The sequence below is a fragment of the Brevibacterium rongguiense genome, assembly GCF_009857845.1.
GTDB classification, from domain to species: domain Bacteria; phylum Actinomycetota; class Actinomycetes; order Actinomycetales; family Brevibacteriaceae; genus Brevibacterium; species Brevibacterium rongguiense.
On sequence record NZ_WWEQ01000062.1, the window covers coordinates 1 to 18,217 of the forward strand.

Here is an 18,217-nt window from a genome sequence, read left to right on the forward strand (position 1 = left end):
GAACCGTCAACGCCTGCACGAAGCTCTCGACTACCGCACGCCCGCCGAGGTCGAAGCGGCCTACGATCAATCCCAGGCGAGAGCCCTCGTCACCACATAAGCGCGGAACGAAACCCAGGGCGCTTCACAACGGTTCGGCTTACCGGTCGTCTGCGTGGCGTGAGGCGTGCACCGAACTTGGTGTGCGACATAAACGCACCCGTCCTTATCGGCCGCAGACGAATGGGAAGATCGAGCGGTTTCACCGCACGCTTGCCGAGGGCTGGGCCTACGCGCGTTTTTACAGTTCCGAGACCGAACGCCGAGGTGAACTTCCTGGTTGGTTGCATGTCTACAATCACCACAGGGTTCACTCCGCGATCGGAGCCCCGCCCATCAGCAGACTCAACAACCTGCCTGGACATCACAGCTAGCCCCCCACCGAGGCGCGTGTCGCCGATCCGCCACACGCGTGTCCCGCTGGGCGCAGCCGCCCCCTGCCGCGCGCCGGGCCCGCGGACAACACTGGGGCCATGGACCTGTCTTCGTTCGTCTACCTCCTCGGCCCGGGGCGGCCGCGCACCCCGCAGGAGCGCCGCCGCCTCGCGCTCGTCCTCTCGCTCCTCGTGGCGCTCGCCACGGTCATCGTCATGGCCGGTATTGTCGCCCTCGCCCTCATCGGCGGGCCTAAGTCCGTGCCCCCAGGTGCGGAGGACCGGGACGACCGGCCCGCCTACGACGCGCAGGCGGTCGCCGCGGAGGTCGCGCGACTGCCGGGGTGCAGAGCGTGCGCACGCTGCGCGGGTCCCAGGCCGCGCAGACACGCGAGCGCGTGCGCGCGCTGTGCCCCGGCGGGGCCACGGCGACCACCGGGGACCACCTGCGGATCGAGGCGCGCCCCGCCTCGGCGGCGGCCGCGCAGGCGCTGGGCGAGGGCGCCTACCGGATCCTCGACGGCTACCGGGACGAGACGGTGCCGTCGGCCGCCATCGAGGTGGGCCGCGCGATCGCGCCGCTCGTCATCGGGCCCGCCGGCACGGCGCCCGGTGTGCCCCAGCTGGGCCCGCCCGTGCTCGCCGACGTTCCCGCGCTCCTCGCGGAGCGCCGGATCACCGCGGTGTGCGCGGCCCGGCAGGGCACGACCGCCCGCCTGGCGCGCGGCGCAGACGCCCTGAACGTGGCGCCGCAGGCCATGCCGACAGCACCGCAGGGCATGCTGTCATTCCGGCGCTCCGGCGCCGACACCGCGCAGCTGGTGCTGCCCTCCGGTGCCGAGGCGCGCTCCCGGGTGGCGGCGCTGCGCCGCATGGTCGCCGCGGTGCCGGGCAGCGCGCTCGCGCAGGCCGACTACCGCTCCACGCAGCGCACGGAGCTCACGGTGGCCCGGCGGGCGGACATCCCGGCCGCGCTGCGCGCGATCGCGGCGCACAAGGGCGGCGAGGGCCAGGCGAACGGTCCCGGGCTGCGCATCGGCGGCACCGAGGAACAGGCCACGCGCGCCCTCGCCCTGCTGCCGGCCATCGAGCGCACCGGGATGCGCGCCACGGCCTTCTTCGCGGGCTACCAGGCGGGCAAGGACTCCACCTGGCACGTCCACGGGGACTCCGCCGCGCTGCGCCGCCTGGGCTCCGCAGACCTCGCCGCGGCCGGCTTCGATGCGAAGGCCACCGTGCTCATGGCCGCGCGCACCACGGGCGCGGGCGCCGTGACCTCGGCCCTCGGCGCCGACCGGGCGCACACAGCGCCGCTGCTCGCCGACCTGTGGGACGCGGGCTGGGCCGATGCGCGGCTAGCGGGCACCGCCTCGAGCCCGGACTTCACACTCGACGTGGGCAGCAGCCCCGCGAGCCAGACGGCCCCGGATCCGGTGCGCGACCCGGGCCGGGCCCGGTTCATCCGCATCCTGCGCGGGAGCGGCTGGACCGGCACCGCCACGATCCGGGTCGCCCAGCTGAGCGCCCTGAGTTTCGACTCCACCGCGACCGGCCGCGCCCAGGGCGCCCGCCAGGCCGCGGCCGCCTCGGGAGTGGGCCTGGACGACGGGGCCCGCTCGTTCGTCGATGCGTGGAACGCCAGCGCCGCATGACGCCGTGCGGTGCGGGCCCGTGCGGTAGGGTCACTCCATCGACCGATTGTTGACTGATTGTTCGTTCTGCCGGGGTGCGAGCCCCGGCCGGCGGAGCCCACGGGAGGGATCATGCGCGCAACCAACGGACGCGAGGCGATCCTGCGCGCCGCGCGCGACACCTTCGCCTCCAAGGGCTTCGACGGCGCCTCGATCCGCGACATCGCCCAGGCCGCCGACCTCAGCCTCTCCGCGCTCTACTACTACTTCTCCTCGAAGCAGGACGCACTCTACGAACTCGTCAGCGCCTCCTACGAGCGGTTCAACGCCCATAGCCGGCAGGTCATCGCCGCCGCCGGCGACGACCACGCCCAGCGGGTCGCGGCCCTCGTGCGCTACCTCGTGCGCTTCCGCATCGCGAACCCGGAGATCAGCCGCGTCGTGCTGCGCGACACCGAGCGCCTGACCCCCGACCGCTTCGCACGCCTCCACGAGCTGCAGAAGGAATCGCGCGGCCTGCTGCTCGACATCGTGCGCGCGGGCGAGGCGGCCGGCGAGTTCGCCGTCGTCGACGCGGCACTCGCCAGCCGCTCCATCCTCGCCATCTGCAATGCGATCCCGCTCTGGTACCGCCCGGGCGGGGACATCACGCCCGAGGACCTGGAGCGGACCTACACGCTCCACGCCCTGCGCATCCTCGGCTGCGCCGAGCCCGGGGCGGGCGACCTCGAGCGCCTCTTCGCCCAGCCCGTGCCCACCGGCGAGACCCGCCTGTCCCCCGACGACCCCGACGGCCCCTGAGCCGCCGGGCGGCCGCCGCGCACCCGCTCGCATTCCACCGCCTGCCCGCATTCCACCGCCTGCCCGATCCAGCCAGCTCGAAGGAGAGCCCGCCATGACCGCACCGCACACGCCGCCCCGCGACCCCCACGAAGCCCCGCCCGCCGTCCTCGCGGAGAAGCGCGAGGGCATCCTCGTCATCACGCTCAACCGCCCAGAGGCCAAGAACGCGGCGACGGAGGAGATGGCGCTTCTCATGGCCGACATCCTCGACGACTTCGCCGCCGACGACGCGCTGGCCGTCGCGGTGCTCACGGGCGCCGGCGGCACGTTCTGCTCCGGGATGGACCTCAAGGACTTCGTCAAGGGCCGCCGCCCGGCCGTCGAGGGCCGCGGCTTCCTCGCCCTCACCGAACGCCCCGCCCCCAAGCCCATCATCGCCGCCGTCGAGGGCTACGCCGTGGCCGGCGGCTTCGAGACGATGCTCGCCTGCGACCTCGTCGTGGCCGCGGAGAACGCGAAGTTCGGCCTGCCGGAGGTCAAGCGCGGCCTCGTCGCCGCCGCCGGCGGCCTCGTCGCCCTGCCGAACCGCGCCCCGCGGGCGATCGCGATGGAGATGGCGCTGACCGGCGACATGTTCGACGCCCAGTACGTCCGCGCCGCGGGCCTCGTCAACCGCGTCGTGCCGGCCGGCTCCGCGCTCGAGGCGGCGCTCGAGCTGGCGGCGGGCATCGCGGCGAACGGGCCGCTCGCGGTGCGCGTGACGAAGCGGGTCATCGTCGAGCAGGCCGGGTGGCCCGCGGACGAGGCCTACGCCCGCCAGCAGGAGATCGTCGGCCCGGTCTTCGAGTCGGCCGACGCGAAGGAGGGCGCCACCGCGTTCGCGGAGAAGCGCGCCCCCCGCTGGACCGGCCGCTGAGCCACCGCCTCGGGCCCCGCCGAGGCCGCGCGAACCAAGGCAAGCCTCACCGCTGCCTATCAGCGGATTGGGAGCTGGCGCCCAGACGGCGGACAATGGTGGGATGAGTCGAATCACCTGCCCCGCGCTGGCGGACAAGGTCACCAGCGCGGAGGACGCCGCCGCCCACATCCGCCCCGGGGACAACGTGGGCATGAGCGGCTTCACCGGCGCCGGCTACCCCAAGGCCGTGCCCGGGGCGCTGGCGGAGCGGATCGGGGCCGCGCACGAGCGCGGCGAGGACTTCCAGATCGGGCTCTTCACCGGCGCCTCGACGTCCGCGGAGCTCGACGGGGCGCTGGCCGAGGTGGACGGCGTGAGCGTGCGCAGCCCGTACAACAGCGACAAGGCGATGCGGGCGGCGATCAACGGCGGCGAGGTCGACTACGTCGACACCCACCTGAGCCATCTGGCCCAGCAGATGTGGTTCGGCTTCTACGGCCGCCTCGACGTCGCGGTCATCGAGGTCGCGGCGATCCTGCCCAACGGCCTGCTCGTCCCGGGCTCCTCGGTGGGCAACAACAAGACCTGGCTCGACCTGGCCGACCGCGTCATCCTCGAGGTCAACGAGTGGCACCCCGAGGCCTACGAGGGCTTCCACGACGTCTACTACGGCACGCGCGTGCCGCCGCACCGCAACCCCATCCAGCTCCTCGAGCCCGGGCAGCGCATCGGCGACCCGTACCTGCGCGTGGACCCGGACAAGGTCGTGGCCGTCGTCCGCACGAACGGCCCGGACCGGGACAACGCGTTCAATCCCGTCGACGACGACTCCAAGGCCATGGCCGAGCACATCATCGACTTCCTGCGCGCCGAGGTGGCCGCCGGGCGGATGCCGGAGAGCCTCCTGCCGCTCCAGTCCGGGGTGGGCAACGTCGCCAACGCCGTGCTCGCGGGCCTCGCCGACTCCGAGTTCGAGCACCTGACGTCCTATACGGAGGTCATCCAGGACAACCTGCTGGCCCTGCTGGACTCCGGCTCGCTCGACACGATCTCCGCGACCTCGTTCAGCCTGTCGAAGGAGGCAGCCGAGCGCTTCAACCGCGACATCGAGTCCTACAAGGGCCGCATCCTGCTGCGCTCGCAGGAGATGTCGAACCACCCGGAGATCGTGCGCCGGCTGGGCGTCATCGCCATCAACGGCATGGTCGAGTCCGACATCTACGGCCACGTGAACTCCACGCACGTGCTGGGCTCGCAGGTGCTCAACGGGATCGGCGGCTCCGGCGACTTCGCCCGCAACGCCTACCTCAACTTCTTCGTCTCCCCCTCCGTGGCCAAGGGCGGCAAGGTCTCGTCCATCGTGCCGTTCGCCAGCCACATCGACCACACGGAGCACGACGTCCACGTCATCGTCACCGAGCAGGGCATCGCCGACCTGCGCGGCCTGGCCCCGGTGCCGCGCGCCCGGCGGATCATCGACAACTGCGCGCACCCGGACTACCGCGCGCGCCTGCACGACTACGTCGACCGCGCGATCGCCCGGGGCGAGGGCCGCCTGCACATCCCCCACCTGCTCGAGGAGGCGCTGAGCTGGCACGTCAGCCTGCGCGACACGGGGCAGATGTAGCGCCCGCTAGGGTGGGCCCATGAGCATTCCCAGCGTTTCGGTCACCGAGATCCCCCAGGGCGCGAACATCCTCGACGTCCGCGAGGACGACGAGTTCGCCGCCGGCCACATCGACGGCGCGCAGCACATCCGGCTGGGCGACCTGCCCGTGCGCTACGGCGAGGTGCCCCTGGACGAGGACGTCTACGTCATCTGCCGCTCCGGGGGCCGCTCGCGGCAGGCGACCATGTGGCTCAACGACAACGGCTTCGACGCGATCAACGTCGACGGCGGCATGGGCGCCTGGAACCTCGACCACGGCCTGCCGATCGTCTCCGGCGGCGACGGCGAGGCGTGGGTGAAGTAGGCCCCGCGCCCCTCTACCCGCCCGGCCCGCCCGCTCGCCCACTGAGACGAATGGGGAGACGGCGCCCCGCTCGTGCCCGAACTCTGCCACAGTAGGGCCATGACATCACGTGCGGGCCAGCCTGCCCTGGAATCGGACCTCGTCGACGTCGCCGAGCTGCTCGATGCGTACCACGACCTCGAGCCGGACCCGGCCGACCCCGCCCAGCAGGTGGCGTTCGGCACCTCGGGCCACCGCGGCTCCAGCCTGGCCGGCTCGTTCAACGAGGCGCACATCGCCGCGACGACCGCCGCCATCGTCGAGTACCGGCGCGCGCAGGGCTACACCGGCCCCGTCTACCTCGCCCGGGACACGCATGCGCTGTCCGAGCCCGCCTCGATCACCGCGCTCGAGGTGCTGGCGGCCGCCGGCGTCCCGACGATGATCGACGACCGCGACTCCTACACCCCCACGCCCGTGCTCTCCCACGCAGTCCTCAAGCACAACGCGAACCTGGGCGCGGCGCAGGGCCTGGCCGACGGCATCGTCATCACCCCCAGCCACAACCCCCCGCGCGACGGCGGCTTCAAGTACAACCCGCCCAACGGCGGCCCCGCGGACACGGACGTCACCGCGTGGATCGAGGGCCGGGCCAACGAGCTGCTGCCCCGCTGGCGCGAGATCGCCAGGACGCCCTTCCAGCGGGCCTTCCACCTGGACAACACGACGAACTTCGACTTCACCTCGAGCTACGTCGACGACCTGCCCCAGGCCATCGACATGGAGGCCATCCGCGACTCCGGCCTGCGGATCGGGGCGGACCCCCTGGGCGGGGCGAGCGTGGACTACTGGGCGGCGATCGCCGAGCGCTTCGACCTGGACCTGGACGTCGTCAACCCGGACGTGGACCCGCAGTGGGCGTTCATGACGCTCGACTGGGACGGCAGGATCCGGATGGACTGCTCCTCGCGCTTCGCGATGGCCTCGCTCATAGCCAACCGCGACCGCTACGACATCGCCACCGGCAACGACCCGGACGCGGACCGCCACGGCATCGTCACCCCCGACGGCCGACTCATGCAGCCCAACCACTACCTGGCCGTCGCGATCGACTACCTCTTCTCCCACCGGCCGGAGTGGGCCGCGGGCGCGGCGGTCGGCAAGACCCTCGTGTCCTCCTCGCTCATCGACCGGCTGGCCGCCGCGCGCGGTCGGCGCCTGCTCGAGGTGCCCGTGGGCTTCAAGTGGTTCGTGCCGGGCCTGCTCGACGGCAGCGTGGGCTTCGGCGGCGAGGAATCCGCCGGCGCCTCGTTCCTCACCCGCACCGGCGGGGTGTGGACGACGGACAAGGACGGCATCCTCATGGACCTGCTCGCCGCGGAGATCACCGCGGTGACGGGCCAGACGCCCTCCCAGCGCTTCGCCGCCCTGGCCGACGAGTTCGGCCACAGCGCCTACGCCCGCATCGACGCCCCCGCCACCCGCGAGCAGAAGGCCGCGCTCAAGGCGCTGAGCCCCGAGCAGGTCACGGCGGACACGCTGGCCGGCGAGCCCATCACCGCCAAGCTCACGCAGGCGCCGGGCAACGGCGCGGCGATCGGCGGGCTCAAGGTCACCACCGACGATGCGTGGTTCGCCGCCCGGCCCTCGGGCACCGAGGACGTCTACAAGATCTATGCGGAGTCGTTCAGGGGCGAGGACCACCTGGCCCGGGTCCAGGCGGAGGCGAAGGCGGTCGTCGACCAGGCGATCGGCTGATCCCGCGCGCCCGGTAGCATTGACGGGTGCTGAGCAACTACCGCGAGATCTTCGCCCTGCCGGGCGCCCTGCGCTTCACCATCGCGGGGCTCATCACGCGCATGCCCATCGCCATCCTGGGCCTGGGCCTCGTGCTCTTCATCCAGACCGTCACGGGCTCCTACGGCACCGCCGGCGCGGTCTCCGCGACGTACATGCTCGTCCAGGCCATCGCCAACCCCTTCATCGCCAAGCAGGTGGACCGGCGCGGCCAGGCCCGCGTCATGGTCCCGCTCACCGTCGTCCACATCGTCGCGCTGTGCCTGCTCATGCTCTCCGTCTACCTCCACCTGTGGCTGGGCCTGGCGTTCGTCTTCGCGGGCATCGCCGGCGCCACCGTGGGCAGCGTGGGCGCGCTCGTGCGCGCCCGCTGGGCGGCCGCCGCGCAGGACCAGCACCAGCTCGACAGCGCGTTCTCCTGGGAGGCGGTGGCCGATGAGATCCTCTTCGTCACCGGCCCGGTCGTCGTCACCGCGCTCGCCACGGCCGTCCTGCCGCCGGCGGGCGTCATCGCCTCGATCATCGCGGTGGGCGTGGGCGGTGCCCTGTTCTACACCCAGCGCGGCACCGAGCCCGCCCCGGAGCCCAAGGCGCCGCGGGCCGTGCGCGGCAAGGTCCTGTCGAACTCCGGGATCCTCCTCGTCGTGGCCTGCGAGCTGTGCTTCGGCGTGAACTTCGGCGCCCTCGACGTCTCCGCCGTCGCGTTCGCCGACGAGCAGGGCCTCAAGCCGCTGGCCGGCGTCTCGCTGGCCGCCTACGCCGCGGGCTCCCTCATCGCCGGCGCGATCTACGGCTCGATCAACTGGAAGGTCTCCGTGCGCCGCCGCTATGCGGCCACGCTCGTCCTCCTGTCGCTGGGCAACTGGATGTGCCAGCTGGCCGTCGGGATGGTCTCGCTCTCGCTCGTGCTCTTCGTCGTGGGCTTCATGATCGCCCCCTCGCTCATCGCCGGCAGCTCCGTCATCCAGGAGCTCGCCCCGCCCAAGCGGCTCACCGAGGCGCTCGCCTGGATCGGCACGTCGATGGGCTTCGGCGTCTCGATCGGCTCGTTCGTCGCGGGCCTCATCATCGACCGCCACGGCGCGCACGCGGCCCTCCTCCTACCCGCCTGCGCCACCACCCTGGCCGCGGTTCTGGCGGTCGCGTTCAACGGCCGCTTCGATCCCGCGATCCGCTCCCACGCGGCCCGCCAGGCCCGCTCCGTCATCGAGCCGTAGGGCGGCAGGGCGCCCTTAGGCGAGCCTATGTACCCGGGGGCCGGGGCGGCCGCTACAGTGATGCCACCGTGGCGGTCAGGCTGAGATAGTGCGTGGCCGTCATGGCCCCGACTTCCCGGCCCGCGCACCGCCCACGGCAGCGCCGCCGCGGGTCGCAGGGCCCTACAGTGGGCCCATGCGCATCCTCATCGCCGCCGACAAGTTCAAGGGCACGCTCACCGCCGCCCAGGTTGCCGGGCACCTGTCGGGCCCGCTGAGCGCCGCCGGGCACGCCGTTGACTGCGTGCCGATCGCCGACGGCGGCGACGGCACCGTGGCCGCCGCCGTCGCGGCGGGGCTGTCCGCCCAGGGCGCCGAGGCGACAGGCCCCCTGGGCGCGCCCGTCACCGCGCACTGGGCCCGCTCCGGAGCCACCGCCGTCATCGAGCTCGCCGAGGCGTCCGGCCTCGCACTGGTGTCCGAGTCCACCGCCACCACCGCGCTGCGCGCCTCGAGCACCGGGACCGGCGAGCTCATCCGCGCGGCCCTCGAGGCGGGCTGCACGAGGATCGTCGTGGGCGTGGGCGGCTCGGCCTGCACCGACGGCGGGGCCGGCCTGCTCCAGGCACTCGGCGCGGAACTCACCGCCGCCGACGGCGCGGGACTTCAACCCGGCGGGGGCGCGCTGCCCAGCCTGGCCACCGCGGACCTGGAGCCGGCCCGCGCGCTGCTCGCCGCGCACGGAGCGCGCCTCGTCCTCGCCTCGGACGTGGACAATCCGCTCCTGGGCAGCGCCGGGGCGGCGGCGGTCTACGGCCCGCAGAAGGGCGCGGGGCCCGCGGAGGTCGCCGCGCTCGACGCGGGCCTGGCGCGGCTGGCCGACCTGCTCGACCCGGCGGGCGAGCTGCGCGGGCGCCCGGGCGCAGGAGCCGCCGGCGGCGTGGGCTTCGCGCTGCTGACCCTGGGCGCCGAGCAGGTCTCCGGGGCCTCCTACGTCATGGACCTCGCCGGCTTCGACGCCGCCCTGCGTCAGGCCGAGCTCGTCGTCACGGGCGAGGGGCGCTTCGATGCGCAGACCCTCTCCGGCAAGGGCCCCGGCGCGGTGGTGCGCGCCGCCCGCGCCGCGGGCATCCCCGTGTGGATGGTGTGCGGCGGCAGCGAGGTCTCCGCCGCCCAGGCGCGCGCGGCTGGCCTGAGCGGGGTGCTGGCGCTCACCGACGAGGCGCCGCTGGCCGCGGCGCTGGCCGACCCGGGCCCACTGCTGGCGGGTGCCGCGCGCCGGCTGGCCGCCCGCCTGGGCGGCTGAGGCCTCAGGCCTTCGGGCCGCCCGCGGGATCCTCCGGGGCCGCGCCGTCGCGGCCCTCGCGGATCGAGCGCGCCGAGGCGCCGCCGGAGTCGAGCCCGCGGTTCTTGCGCAGCAGCAGGATGACGACGACTGCGACAATGGCGATGCCGCCCACCACGAGCAGGATGACCATGGGCGCGGACATCCCCGTGCCGTCGTTGCCGGCGGCCAGGTCGCCGCGCGTGTCCTCGGCGTTCTCGTCCGGCTGGTCGACGGCCCCGGCGCCCAGCCCGGCCTCGCCGGAGGAGTCCTCGGAGCTCACGGCGCCGCCAGCGCCGCCCTTGTCGCTGATCGTGAAGCCGAAGTCGCCGCTGATGGGGTGACCGTCCTGGGAGACGACGCGCCACTTCACGGTGTAGTCCCCGGCCGCCAGGTCATCGGGCAGCGCGGACTTCACCGTCTTGCCCTTGATGTCGTACTCGCCCGCGTTGACGTCCTTGCCGCCGTGCTCGACCTTGATCTCCGTGCCGACGTCCTGGATGTTGCCGCTGAACGTCATCTCCAGCCACTCGGGCTGCTTGTCCAGCGTCGCCCCGTCCTTGGGGTTGGACGACACGAGCTGGTCGTGCGCGCTGGCAGCCGGCGCGAGGAAGAGGCCCAGCAGCGCCATCGCGGCGGCGGCGAGGACGGCGAGGAGGGGGCGGGTGCGGGTGCTCACGGGGTGTGCTCCATTCGTCTGCGGTGCGTGCCCCCAGTATCGCGCAGGCGCCCCGCGGGGAAAACCCGCCGGGCCGCAGGCGCCCCGAACTCGCAGGCGAATCCCACCGCGCTCAGCGGGCACCTGCCGCGCTCAGCGGCCGGTGAGCTCCGCGACGAGCGCGGGGAGGTGGGCCTCGAGCTCCCGGAAGACCTCCTCGTGGTCCTCCGGTCCCCCGTACCAGGGATCGTCCACGTCGAGCGGCTCGCCGTCGGCGCCCAGCTCCGGCTCCCCGAGCTCGCGCAGCATGACAATGCGCGGGCGCCGCTCGGCGGGCAGCCCGGCGGCCAGGCGCTCGAGACCGGCCCGGTGGCGCCGCGTCATCGCGACAGCCAGGTCGGCATCGGCGAGCTGCTGCGCGGTGACCTGGCGGGCCGCGTGCTCGCCCGCCTCGATCCCGTGGCCGGCGAGCACGCGGGCGCTCACCGGATTCATGGGGTTGCCGGCCTCCTCGTCCGACAGCCCCGCCGAGGCGATTGCCAGCGCATCCTCACGCCCCTGTTCGCGCAGGCGGTGGCGCAGCAGGTGCTCGGCCATGGCCGAGCGGCAGATGTTGCCGGTGCAGACGAAGAGGACCCGGGGCGGCCGGTACGGTTGTTCCATGACTTCATCCTCCGCCATGGGCGCCGCTCAGGCCAAGCTGTACGGCGACCCCTCCGTCACCCCGGGCACCGATCTGTTCCGCAGCGTCAACGGCCGGTGGCTCGCCGAGCACGAGATCCCCGAGGACCGCTCCGGCGACGGCGCCATGCGCGAGCTCGTCGACGCGAGCGAGGAGGCCGTGCGCGACCTCATCGGCGAGCTCGCCGAGACCGAGCACCCCGCCGGCAGCGCCGCCCAGAAGATCGCGGACCTGTTCCGCTCGTTCATGGACGCGGACGCGATCGAGGAGGCGGCCGTCGCCCCGCTCACCGCCGACTTCGAGCGCATCGCCGCCGTGGCCGACAAGTCGCAGCTCGCCGAGCTCATGGGCCGGCTCGAGCGCACGGGCGCCGGCGGCATCTACCGCTCCTACGTCTCCGCGGACGCCCGCAACTCCGACGTCTACGCCCTCTACCTGGACCAGGGCGGCATCCACCTGCCCGACGAGGTCTACTACCGCGGCACCGACTACCAGCCGCTGCGCGATGCCTACCGCAGCCACATCGCCGCGATGTCGCGCATCGCGGGCCTGAGCGCGCACACCGGCCTGAGCGACGAGGCGCTCGCCGCGGCCGTCTTCGACTTCGAGACGAAGCTCGCGGCCCACCACTGGGACAACGTCGCCACCCGCGATGCGGAGGCCACCTACAATCTCTTCTCGCTCCAGGAGATGGCCGAGCTGGCCCGCGGCTTCGACTTCGGCGCCTGGGCGCGCGGGGCGGGCATCGACCGCGCCGCCAGCGCCGTGGCCGGCGAGCCCTCGTTCTTCACCGGCTCGGGCCGCGTGTGGGAGGAGACGGACCTCGCCACACTCAAGGCCTGGCTCATCTTCAACGTGCTCGAGGCCGATGCGAACCTGCTCCACCGCGAGCTGGTCGAGGAGAACTTCGACTTCTACGGGCGCACACTGTCCGGCACCCCCGCGATGCGCGAGCGCTGGAAGCGCGGGGTGGGCGTGGTCGAGGCGCTGCTGGGCGAGGCCGTCGGCAAGCTCTACGTCGAGCGCCACTTCCCGCCGGACGCCAAGGCCGCGATCCAGGACCTCGTCGACAAGCTCATCCGGGCCTATGAGCACTCGATCCGCACGATCGACTGGATGGGCGAGGAGACGAAGGCGCGGGCGCTGGACAAGCTCGCCCTCTTCGCCCCGAAGGTGGGCTACCCGGATGCGTGGCGCGACTACCCGGCCGAGGTCCGCCCGGACGACCTCATCGGCAATGTGCGCCGCGCCGCCGCCGCCGAGCACGAGCGGCAGATCAACCGCATCGCGGGCCCGATCGACCGCTCCGAGTGGTTCATGACCCCGCAGACCGTCAACGCCTACTACCACCCCGTGCTCAACGAGATCGTGTTCCCGGCCGCCATCCTCCAGCCGCCGTTCTTCGACCCGGAGGCCTCCGACGCCGCGAACTTCGGGGCGATCGGCGCGGTCATCGGCCACGAGATCGGCCACGGCTTCGACGACCAGGGCTCGCGCTACGACGGCCACGGCAACCTCGTGAACTGGTGGACGGAGGCCGACCGCGACCGCTTCGACGAGCTCACCCGTGCCCTCATCGACCAGTACGAGGCCCTCATCCCCACCGGGTTCGGCGCCTCGGAGCACGTCAACGGGGCGCTGACGATCGGCGAGAACATCGGGGACCTGGGCGGGCTGTCGATCGCGTGGAAGGCGCTCGGCATCGCCGCCGACGACGCCGGGCGCGAGGTCACCGAGGCCGATGCGCGGGACTTCTTCAGCGCGTGGGCCGGGGCGTGGCGGGCGAAGTTCCGCCGCGAGGAGCGCCTGCGCCGCCTGAGCATCGACCCCCATGCGCCGGAGGAGTTCCGCTGCAACCAGGTCGTGAAGAACATCGAGGCCTTCTACACCGCGTTCGGCGTGGGCGAGGACGACGAGATGTACCTTGCGCCCGAGCGCCGCGTGTCCATCTGGTGAGCCGGTAAGGCGGCGGCGAGGGGGTGCCCCTTGCCGCCGCCGGGCGCGTTTCCTAGGGTCAGGGGCATGAAGAAGGCAACGACGAACTCAGCGCTCCTCGCCCTCCCGCTCGCCGCGGCCCTGCTGGCCGGCTGCTCGGGGGGCGGCGAATCCAGCGGCTCCGGGGCCGGCGACGACTCCGCGGCCCCCAACGGCGACGCGCCCTCGAGCGCCGAGCACAAGGAGAGCGGGGGCACGCTCGAACAGGCCCAGGCCGCCATGAAGTCCGCGCAGCAGAAGGTCGACGGCCAGGTCGTCGAGCTCGACTTCGACGAGGGCCAGTGGAAGGTCGACGTCTACGCGTCCGGCAAGACCACGGAGGTCGCGGTCGACGGAGCCGGCTCGAAGGCCACGAAGGGCGCCTCGGAGTCCGCGGACGCCGACGACCGGGCGAACTACGAGACCGTGAAGATCACGATGGCCCAGGCGCTGAAGAACGCGCTGCACCACCAGGCCGGGTCGATCGACGAGGCCGCGATCGACCGCGCGCAGGGCCAGGTGAACTACGAAGTCGAGATCATCCCGCCCAACGGCGGGGCGGCGAAGACCGTCCACGTGGGCTACCGCAACGGCGACATCCTCAAGGACGTCAAGGACGACTGACGCCGCCCGCCCGCAGGTGGACGAGCCTGGCGAAGCGCTCGGCCAGCTCCAGCCACGTGCGCAGGAGCGCGGCCGAGCGCGACTCGTCGGGGGCCGCCTCGACGAGCTCGTCGACGGCGATGAAGCCCACCCCATCCTCGCCCGGGGCGCCGATGAGGGAGCGGAACAGCGCGTCCTCGGCGACGTCGGCGCTCACGGCCAGCGAGACCGCGGAGGTGGGCACCTGCCCCGCGACCATCGAGGGCGCATCCGAGCCGGCCACCTCGGCGACGGCGGAGACGAGCACCCGCGTCGCGGTGCCCGCGGCCACGACCGGCAGGCCCGCCCCGATCGCATCGCTCAGGCACTCGAGCAGGGCGGCGGCCCGCTCCGGGGCCGCCTGCGCCAGCCGCTCGGGGTCGAAGCCGAGGACGACGACGGCCTCGAACCCCGCCAGCGGGGGCAGCGGCGCCCCGGCGTGCCAGTCGGCGCGGGTGACGTCGAGGCCCAGCCCCGCCCATTCGGCGACGAAGGGCTCGAGCTGCGCGTCGCCGCCGGTGTCGATGAGCAGCAGGGGCGTGTTGACCCCGCCTTCGCTGAGCGTCTGGGTGGGGCGCCGCTCCCCGGCCGTGACCTCAAGCGGCAGGAAGTTCTCCGCGACGGGCGCCGGGCAGGTGGCGTACGGCGTGAAGGCCATGGGGTAGTTCACGGCCCGGTTGAAGTCGAGGACGACCCGGCCCTGCGCGTCGGGCACGCCCACGGACAGCCGGCGCCACGCCTCGGTGCCCTCGCCGTTCGTGTAGTCGTGGAACGTCACGCTCAGCCCCGCCTCCGGCGAGCCCGAGGCGAGCAGCCGGTAGGGCGCGCCCGCGAGCTCGAAGCGGATCTCGCCGGTCAGCTCCTCGTCCATCTCGAGGCCGGGGGCGGCGGTGGCGATCCGCGCGGCCCGCGGCGGGTCGAAGCGCTCGAACTGGGCGCCCACGGCCCAGCGGCGGTCCACCTCATAGGTGGGGACGTCGACGAAGCGGGAGAGCAGCGGAGCCTTGGAGTCGCGGCGCCGGATGGCCGCACGGCCGTCGCGGTCGAGCAGCTCGAAGAGCTGGTGGTCGGCCACGATCCAGCTGAGCGACCCATCGCGGCCCACGCGGGCGGAGAGGCGCTCACCCGGGACGACGCGCACCTCGGCGTCTGCCCGGGGGTGCGAGAGGAGGTCGAGGGCCGCAGTGGCGGGGCCGGCGCTGGCCTGCGGGGCCAGGTCGAAGTGGACCCACTCGCCGTCGAGGACGAAGCTGCCGGGGGTGTCCTCCCAGGCGGCCGGGACCGCCTCGTCGAGCCAGATGAGACCGGTGACGCTCAGCCATCCGAAGGGCTTCGCCAGGTCAGCGAGCCGAGCATCGTGCCATTCCTGCCACTCTGCGGCGTACTGCTCCACGTGTCTTCCCCTTGATCCCGGGTGCTGGTCCCGCGTGTGCGTTCGATCCGGTTGCCGCGGCCCATTCTAGGCACGCCGGGCTGATCGCCCCCTCAGCGCGAGCTGGGGACCGCGCCCGCGCGGGGCTCGCGGCGGTGGTCGGCCCGGGGGCCACCGAGGCTCAGGCCAGGCGGGTGCGGCGCCTCGCCCGGCGCCCGAGCGCGGCGTTGAGCGCCCACAGCGCCACGAGCACGAGGGCGGCCCCGGAGACGGCCCAGTAGCCAGCCGCGAAGCCGGCGGCATCGATGACTGCGCCCGTCAGCGCCGAGGACAGGGCCTGGCCCACGACGAGGGCCGAGGACATCATCGCCATGACGGTCGTGGTGCGGCCCAGCGGCGCCACGGCGGAGGCGATCGAGAAGAGCGTGACGAGGGTGGGGCCCACGCCGCAGCCCATGACGATCATCGCGACCACGGTGCCGGGCAGGCCGGGCACGGCGTGGAGGAGGGCCGAACCGGCGAGCACGAGGAGCGAGAACGCGGCCCATCGGGCGCCCAGGCCGAAGGCGCGCGGCAACCAGGCGGTGCCGAGCGCGCAGATCGCCGAGCCGATGCCCATGATCCCGTAGTAGAGCCCGGTCGCGGCGGCATCGCCGCGCGTCTCCATGAACGCGGTGAGCGAGGCCAGCGTCGCGCCGAAGAAGAAGCCGATCATCATCATGCCGGCCACGGGCAGCAGGATGCGCGCACTGAACAGGGCCCGGACCGGTGCCACGGCGGCCCCGGCCCCCGCCGAATCCGGCCCGGCGGGGGTCTGAGCTCCGCGCTCCCGGCCGCGGGCATAGCGGGCCGACGGGTGCAGGGCGAAGCCCACGACCCCTGCGACGGTGAGCAGCGCGGCGAAGTCCAGGGGCACGACGACGCCGAGCGCCACCGCGACTGCGCCGGTGATGACGGGGCCCAGGACGAAGACGAACTCGTCGGTCATCGACTCATACGACAGGACGGCGGACGTGGCGGCGGGCGCCCGCTCGGCGGGGAAGCGCTGCGGGATCGCGTAGAGCCACCGCGAGCGGACCATCGAGGACGCCTGCGGGGCGCTGAGCCCGATGAGCAGGCCCATGGCCAGCTGGGCCCATGCCGGGGCCCCGGCGCGCAGGCACAGGGCGAGGGCCGCGAGCGCCGCGGCGTTGGCGAGCGCGCTCCAGACGAGGACGGGGCGCTGGCCGAAGCGGTCGGCGGCGGCGCCCAGCAGCGGCCCCGAGACGGCGGTGCCGGCCCCGACGAGGGCGGCGGTGGCGCCGGCCTGCCCGTAGCTGCCGGTGACCGCGGAGACGGAGGTCATGACGGCCACGACGCTCATCGCGTAGGGTAGCTTCGCGAGCAGGCTCAAGGGGAAGAAGCCCCACCCCATCACCCTCGCCAGCGCACCGAACACGGTTGACTAGGCTACCGCACATGGACACCCCGCAGCCCACCGCGCAGCCCCCGGCCCCGGACGCCGCCGCCCAGGATCTGGCGGGCTTCGTCGCCGCCGCTCCCACCTCGTTCCACGCCGCCGCCGAGGTGGCTTGCAGGCTGAGCGCGGCCGGCTACCGCGAGCTCGCCGAGGGCCAGCGCTGGGAGCTGGCGCCCGGTGACCGGTGTGTGATCGTGCGCGATGGGGCGGCCATCGCCTTCGCCGTGCCCGCGGAGCCGCTGCCGGCCCCCACGCTGCGGGTGCTCGGGGCCCACACCGACTCCCCCGCGCTCAAGCTGGGCCCGAGCGCGGACTTCGCCTCCGCCGGCGCCCGGCAGATCGACGTGGAGGTCTACGGCGGCCCGCTGCTGAATTCGTGGCTCGACCGGGAGCTGTGCCTGGCCGGGCGGCTCGTGCTGGCCGACGGCAGCCGCGCGCTCGTGCGCACGGGTCCGATCGCGCGGATCCCGCAGCTCGCGATCCACCTCGACCGGCAGGTCAACGACGGCCTCGCCCTGGACCGTCAGCGCCACCTCCCGCCCGTCATCGGCCTGCAGGTGCCCGGTGAGGACGCCGACGGCGTCATGGACCTGCTCGCGCGCGCGGCGGGGGTGGACGCCGATCGCATCGTCGGCCACGACGTCTACACGATCCCGGCCCAGCCGCCCGAGGCGTTCGGGGCCCGCCGCGAATTCCTCGCCGCGCCGCGGCTGGACAACCTCACCTCCGTGCACGCCGGCACGGCCGCCATGGAGCGGGTGGATCCCGCCGGTCTCGATGCGATCGCGGTGTTCGCGGCGTTCGACCACGAGGAGGTGGGCTCGCAGACCCGGTCGGGGGCCGGCGGGCCGTTCCTCGCCGATGTGTGCGAGCGGATCCTCCTGGCACTCGGAGCCGACCGGGCGGATGTGCTCGCCGCCCTGTCCGGCTCCGTGTGCCTGTCCGCGGACGCGGGCCACGCCGTCCACCCGAACTACCCGGAGCGCCACGATCCCGTGGTGCGCCCGGTGCTGGGCCGCGGGCCGCTGCTCAAGCTCAACGCCCAGCAGCGCTACGCCACCGATGCGGTGGGGGCGGGTGCCTGGGCGGCCGCCTGCGCCCGCGCGGGCGTGGAGTACCAGGAGTTCGTCTCCCACAACGACGTGCCGTGCGGGTCGACGATCGGGCCCATCACGGCAGCGCGCCTGGGCATGACGACCGTGGACGTGGGCATCGCGCTGTGGAGCATGCACTCGGCGCGGGAGATGTGCGCAAGCGCCGATGTCGCGGCGCTGAACGCGGCGCTGGCCGCCTTCGTCCAGGGCTGAGGCTCCAGGGCAGAGGCCGCCGGCTCAGGCGCCGAGCTCGGCGCGCAGCCCGGCGGCGTCGGCCAGCGGCAGCGAGCAGGCGGTGCCGCGGCACACGACCGCGCCGGCCGCCGGCACTTGGCCGCCGGC

General features: G+C 73.6%; 15 protein-coding genes and 1 pseudogene. 12 read left to right on the plus strand and 4 right to left on the minus strand.

The genetic code is table 11. From position 1 onward, the window contains the following. Positions 1 to 128: 128 nt before the first annotated feature. From GSY69_RS11630 to GSY69_RS11670, 9 genes and pseudogenes are all read left to right on the plus strand, one after another. Positions 129 to 413, plus strand: a pseudogene (locus tag GSY69_RS11630) (integrase core domain-containing protein); the annotation flags it as partial. Positions 414 to 757: 344 nt separating this feature from the next. After that, the gene (locus GSY69_RS11635) at positions 758 to 2,065 is read left to right on the plus strand and encodes a hypothetical protein (protein ID WP_160954012.1); all 1,308 of its coding nucleotides are present in this window, start codon (positions 758 to 760) and stop codon (positions 2,063 to 2,065) included. A 111-nt stretch (positions 2,066 to 2,176) separates the two neighbouring features. Next, positions 2,177 to 2,845 (plus strand): TetR family transcriptional regulator, encoded by a 669-nt coding sequence (locus GSY69_RS11640; RefSeq protein WP_160954013.1) that lies wholly within the window; start codon positions 2,177 to 2,179, stop codon positions 2,843 to 2,845. Between the two features lie 94 nt (positions 2,846 to 2,939). After that, the gene (locus GSY69_RS11645) at positions 2,940 to 3,743 is read left to right on the plus strand and encodes a crotonase/enoyl-CoA hydratase family protein (RefSeq protein WP_160954014.1); all 804 of its coding nucleotides are present in this window, start codon (positions 2,940 to 2,942) and stop codon (positions 3,741 to 3,743) included. Between the two features lie 103 nt (positions 3,744 to 3,846). After that, positions 3,847 to 5,352, plus strand: a complete 1,506-nt coding sequence (locus GSY69_RS11650; protein WP_160954015.1) for an acetyl-CoA hydrolase/transferase family protein — start codon at positions 3,847 to 3,849, stop codon at positions 5,350 to 5,352. Between the two features lie 19 nt (positions 5,353 to 5,371). Continuing rightward, positions 5,372 to 5,698 carry a rhodanese-like domain-containing protein gene (locus GSY69_RS11655; RefSeq protein ID WP_160954016.1) on the plus strand — a complete coding sequence of 109 codons (327 nt, stop codon included), beginning with the start codon at positions 5,372 to 5,374 and terminating at the stop codon, positions 5,696 to 5,698. 99 nt (positions 5,699 to 5,797) lie between these two features. Continuing rightward, positions 5,798 to 7,435 (plus strand): phosphoglucomutase (alpha-D-glucose-1,6-bisphosphate-dependent), encoded by a 1,638-nt coding sequence (pgm, locus tag GSY69_RS11660; RefSeq protein WP_160954017.1) that lies wholly within the window; start codon positions 5,798 to 5,800, stop codon positions 7,433 to 7,435. A 26-nt stretch (positions 7,436 to 7,461) separates the two neighbouring features. After that, entirely contained in the window at positions 7,462 to 8,691 is a 1,230-nt protein-coding gene (locus GSY69_RS11665) for an MFS transporter (protein ID WP_160954018.1), read from the plus strand. Between the two features lie 175 nt (positions 8,692 to 8,866). After that, a complete protein-coding gene (locus GSY69_RS11670) occupies positions 8,867 to 9,976 on the plus strand; it encodes a glycerate kinase (protein ID WP_160954019.1) in 1,110 nt (369 codons plus the stop codon). A 4-nt stretch (positions 9,977 to 9,980) separates the two neighbouring features. On the opposite strand, the gene GSY69_RS11675 is transcribed toward GSY69_RS11670, so the two are convergent. Together GSY69_RS11675 and GSY69_RS11680 are read right to left on the minus strand one after the other, a co-directional pair. Beyond that, entirely contained in the window at positions 9,981 to 10,673 is a 693-nt protein-coding gene (locus GSY69_RS11675) for a copper resistance CopC family protein (protein WP_328698861.1), read from the minus strand. A 132-nt stretch (positions 10,674 to 10,805) separates the two neighbouring features. Further along, positions 10,806 to 11,315, minus strand: a complete 510-nt coding sequence (locus GSY69_RS11680) for a low molecular weight protein-tyrosine-phosphatase (protein ID WP_160954020.1) — start codon at positions 11,313 to 11,315, stop codon at positions 10,806 to 10,808. On the opposite strand from GSY69_RS11680, the gene GSY69_RS11685 reads away from it, so the two are divergent. Together GSY69_RS11685 and GSY69_RS11690 are read left to right on the plus strand one after the other, a co-directional pair. After that, the gene (locus tag GSY69_RS11685) at positions 11,314 to 13,290 is read left to right on the plus strand and encodes a M13 family metallopeptidase (RefSeq protein ID WP_160954021.1); all 1,977 of its coding nucleotides are present in this window, start codon (positions 11,314 to 11,316) and stop codon (positions 13,288 to 13,290) included. The genes GSY69_RS11680 and GSY69_RS11685 overlap by 2 nt on opposite strands. A 66-nt stretch (positions 13,291 to 13,356) precedes the next feature. Continuing rightward, positions 13,357 to 13,932, plus strand: a complete 576-nt coding sequence (locus tag GSY69_RS11690) for a PepSY domain-containing protein (protein ID WP_202411069.1) — start codon at positions 13,357 to 13,359, stop codon at positions 13,930 to 13,932. On the opposite strand, the gene GSY69_RS11695 is transcribed toward GSY69_RS11690, so the two are convergent. Together GSY69_RS11695 and GSY69_RS11700 are read right to left on the minus strand one after the other, a co-directional pair. Beyond that, on the minus strand, positions 13,919 to 15,343 hold the full coding sequence (locus tag GSY69_RS11695) for a DUF1684 domain-containing protein (protein WP_160954023.1): 1,425 nt from the start codon (positions 15,341 to 15,343) through the stop codon (positions 13,919 to 13,921). The genes GSY69_RS11690 and GSY69_RS11695 overlap by 14 nt on opposite strands. Before the next feature lie 160 nt (positions 15,344 to 15,503). Then, the gene (locus GSY69_RS11700; RefSeq protein WP_160954024.1) at positions 15,504 to 16,760 is read right to left on the minus strand and encodes an MFS transporter; all 1,257 of its coding nucleotides are present in this window, start codon (positions 16,758 to 16,760) and stop codon (positions 15,504 to 15,506) included. 20 nt (positions 16,761 to 16,780) lie between these two features. Here GSY69_RS11700 and GSY69_RS11705 point away from each other — a divergent pair, with 20 nt between their 5' ends. After that, positions 16,781 to 18,088 carry a M18 family aminopeptidase gene (locus GSY69_RS11705; RefSeq protein WP_160954025.1) on the plus strand — a complete coding sequence of 436 codons (1,308 nt, stop codon included), beginning with the start codon at positions 16,781 to 16,783 and terminating at the stop codon, positions 18,086 to 18,088. Positions 18,089 to 18,217 lie beyond the last annotated feature (129 nt).